Source organism: Halapricum sp. CBA1109 (assembly GCF_009741825.1).
In the GTDB taxonomy this organism is placed as follows: domain Archaea; phylum Halobacteriota; class Halobacteria; order Halobacteriales; family Haloarculaceae; genus Halapricum.
Genome location: NZ_WPCA01000200.1, coordinates 1 through 3,687 on the forward strand (window position 1 = coordinate 1; position 3,687 = coordinate 3,687).

The 3,687-nt window shown below is 68.1% G+C and carries 3 protein-coding genes and 1 pseudogene; 1 reads left to right on the forward strand and 3 read right to left on the reverse strand.

The window, feature by feature from the left end:
• Nucleotides 1-224 precede the first annotated feature (224 nt).
• Together GJ629_RS14955 and GJ629_RS14960 are read right to left on the reverse strand one after the other, a co-directional pair.
• Nucleotides 225-1,670 (reverse strand): MATE family efflux transporter, encoded by a 1,446-nt coding sequence (locus GJ629_RS14955; RefSeq protein ID WP_370515930.1) that lies wholly within the window; start codon nt 1,668-1,670, stop codon nt 225-227.
• Between the two features lie 74 nt (nt 1,671-1,744).
• The gene (locus GJ629_RS14960) at nt 1,745-2,278 is read right to left on the reverse strand and encodes a DUF1684 domain-containing protein (protein WP_157513730.1); all 534 of its coding nucleotides are present in this window, start codon (nt 2,276-2,278) and stop codon (nt 1,745-1,747) included.
• 93 nt (nt 2,279-2,371) lie between these two features.
• Here GJ629_RS14960 and GJ629_RS14965 point away from each other — a divergent pair, with 93 nt between their 5' ends.
• Nucleotides 2,372-3,391: an NADP-dependent oxidoreductase gene (locus GJ629_RS14965; protein WP_370515931.1), complete on the forward strand. Its 1,020-nt coding sequence runs from the start codon at nt 2,372-2,374 to the stop codon at nt 3,389-3,391.
• Nucleotide 3,392: 1 nt separating this feature from the next.
• On the opposite strand, the pseudogene GJ629_RS16480 reads toward GJ629_RS14965, so the two are convergent.
• Nucleotides 3,393-3,687 (reverse strand): annotated as a pseudogene (locus GJ629_RS16480) (alpha/beta hydrolase); the annotation flags it as partial.

The window sequence follows — 3,687 nt, forward strand, 5'->3', positions numbered from 1 at the left end:
CGGCGACGGCGACGACGGCGAGCGCTCGGCGACGGTTCATCTACCGGGATTCTCTCTTGCGGGCTCAAAAGTGCGACTAACCTCGTCGTTAGTCGTCGGCGTCTGTACTGCGCCGACACCGATCAGTCGTCAGCGTCTGTACTGCGCCGACACCGATCAGTCGTCAGCGTCTGTACTGCGCCGACACCGATCAGTCGTCAGCGTCTGTACTGCGCCGACACCGATCAGTCGTCGGCCTTCGCCGCGTTCGGTCGGTACTCGCGGCTTATCGCCCGCCACTTCCCGGTGGTGAAGCGGTAGTAGTTGATGACTGCCGGGATGGCGGCCTCGGCGAAAAACGAGAGGTACAGGCCCCAGATGCCCAGCGCCGTCGTCGCGCCGAGGTACGCCAGCGGAAGCCCGACGACGAACATCCCCAGCACTTGGCTGTAGAACGGCCAGCGCGTGTCGCCGGTCGCGTCCAGCGCGCCCGCGACGGTGGCCTTGACTGCCTGCGGGATGACCGCGACGCAGGCGACGTAGACGAGGCCGACGGCGACCGGTATCGACGGGTCGGCCGAGCTGTCGACGAACAGCCGAACGATCCGCTCGGCGAAGAGGGCGGTCAGCACGCCGCCGATGGCGTACGTCCCGATGGCCAGCAGGGTTATCTCGCGGCCGTAGGCGGCGGCGGTGTCCTCGTCGTCGGCCCCGAGTTCCTGGCCGACGAGGCTGGACGCCGCGAGGCCAAAGCCCCACCCGGGCGTGTTCAGCAGGCCCCAGATGCGCCGGGCGATGACGTACGCCGCGACGACCGTCGGGCCGAACAGGCCGACGATGGCCAGCATCGGGAAGCGTGCGACCGTCCAGACGCTGTTGCGGCCGATGACCGGCAGGCCGATAGAGACCAGATCCGACAGCGTCTCGCGGTCGGTGTAGCGCCCGCGGACCGAAACCGGGGCCGGGAACGGTCGGGTTCCGGGTATCCGCCGGACGGTCAGGCCGACGAAGAACGCGACGGTGATGACTGCGTTCGAGAGCACCGTCCCCAGCGCCGCCCCGACGACGCCCATATCGAGGCCGAAGATGAAGACGGCGTTGAGGCCGATGTTCACGATAGCGCCCGTCGCCCGGAGGACCATCGGCGTCCAGGCGTCGTCGACGCCGATGTAGACGCGGCTCCCGATGAGGTTCAGCGCCGCGAACGGGATGCCGAAGGCGACGACCCGGAGGTAGTCACTGCCGTAGGCGAGGACGGTCGGGTCGTCGGTGAGAAAGCCGATCAGCGTCTCCGGGACGGCGGCGAAAAACAGCGTCAGCGGGACGGTTCCAACGAGGACGAGCGTGACGCTGTGACGGATCGGGGCGCCGATATCGTCGTAGGCGTCCGCGCCGAAGCGCTGTGAGACGAGCGCGATAGAGCCCGCGGCGATGCCGCCGCCGAGCGAGAACGCCAGCCCCCAGAACGGGGACGCGAAGCCGACGCCGGCGATAGCCAGCGACCCAAGCGCCACGCCGACCATCGCCACGTCGACGGCGTTTTTCGACATCCGGGCGATGCCGGTGACGATCCGCGGCCAGGATAGCTCGGCCGCTTCTGCGGTCCGGTCGTGGTCGACCAGTCCGAACCGTTGGAGGACAGCACCGACCGCGAGGACGACTCTGTGGATGGGATTGAAGCGGTGTGCCACTGCTCGGCTGTCCTAGGCGATGCGGCGTGAAAGACGTTGTGTGGGGCTGTGTCCACGCCTCACGCTAGTGGTTCTCAGGGGTTGCGCTCGCCGGCCTCGATTGCCACGTCGAGCCAGTTTTCTTCGGGCGCCAGCGGGCAGTCGAAGGTGTCCGAGAACGCACAGAAGGGGGCGTACGCGAGGTTGAAATCGACCGTGACCGTGTCGCCGTCTTCCAGTTTCTCCTCGGGCGTCAACTCCATGTACCGGCCGCCCTCGTAGGTCTGCTGGCCCGTCGTCTTGTCACGGAACGGGACGAATATCTCGTCGTCGGCCTCCTGTCGGTAGCCGTGGAACGTGACCGCCTCGCCGTCGACGGTAGCCTCGAAGCTGAGTTCCTCGCGGTAGCGGACGACCCGGCCCTCGGAGGTGTCCATCTCGACGATGTCGGGGTCGTCGTGGACGGTGACGGTGGCCTCGACGCGGTAGGACTCGTCGGGGTCGAAGTACGCCAGTCCGTCGAAGGAGTCCCGCTGTTCCGGCGGGATGGGCGACTGGCGGTGGGTCGCGAGGAACTCGTCTTTTTCGGCGCGGTGGCGTCGGAGTTGCTCGGCGTAGTCGTCGGTCATACCGTCGGTAGGGCACCGAGGCGTTTCATACTGTTTATCGTCGGTCGTTCCGGTACCGGAGGTCCCTTCCGGAGTCCGACCGAACGGTGGGCTGTGACTGACTCCAACAAACGGTGGACACTGGCCGAACGACCGCAGGGCCGCCCCGATTCGGACACCTTCGAACTGCAGGAAGACCCGGTCCCGGACCCCGGTCCGGGCGAGGCGCTGGTGCGGACGCTGTATCTCTCGGTCGACCCGTACATGCGCGGTCGGATGAGCGCGGCCGAGTCCTACGCCGACCCGTGGGACGTGGGCGAGACGCTCCACGGGGCCGTCGTCGGCGAAGTCGTCGCGGAGCACGGGACGACCCACGAGACGGGCGACGTGGTCACCGCCGAACTCGACTGGGCGGAGTACGCCACCGCGCCCGGGAGCGAACTCCACGGTATCGACCCCGACGCCGCGCCCATCTCGACGGCACTGGGCGTCCTCGGGATGCCCGGCCGGACGGCCTACTTCGGGACGCGTGAGGTCGCTGACGTCGACGCCGGGGACACGTTCGTCGTGACCGGCGCGGCGGGCGCGGTGGGCAGCGTCGCCGGCCAGATAGCGAGTCTCACGGGCGCGCGAGTGGTCGGCTTCGCCGGCAGCGACGAGAAGGTCCGCTTTCTCGAAGAGGAGTTGGGCTTCGACGCTGGCATCAACTACGAGACGACGGAGGACTACCACACCGCTCTGCAGGAGGCGGCCCCGGAGGGCGTCGACGCCTACTTCGACAACGTCGGCGGCCCCATCACGGACGCCGTCTTCCGGTCTTTGAACGTCGACGCGAGGGTCGCGGTCTGCGGACAGATTTCCCAGTACAACGCCGAATCGATGCCGACCGGTCCGCGGAAACTCGCCACGGTCATCCAGACGCGAGCGACCGTACAGGGCTTTCTCGTCTCCGATTTCGCGCCGCGGTTCGGCGAGGCGACGACGCGACTCGGCCAGTGGGTCCGCAACGGCGACATCACCTACCGGGAGACGGTCACCGAGGGCATCGAGTCGGCCCCGGACGCGTTCCTCGGCCTGTTCGACGGCGAGAACATCGGCAAGCAACTCGTCAAGATAGGCGAGTACGAGGACTGACTCACTCGAATATCGTCCCGCGACAGGACAGCAACGCGCCGAGGTGGTCGGCGCCCTCGTGGACGACGAGGCGACCCGACGGGAGCCGTTCGGTGAGCGCCTGTGCGCCCGCAAGCGGGACGTTCCGGTCCTCACTCCCGTGGTGGAGCGTCGCCGGCGTCGACACGGCGTCTACGTCGACTGGCCACTCGGCCGCCAGTCGCTGGGTCTCGTGGACGGCGCCGGCGCGACTCGCCAGCCCCGTCCGGAACTCGGCGGCGACAGTCTCCGTGACCGCCTGAGAGACGCTGCGGTCG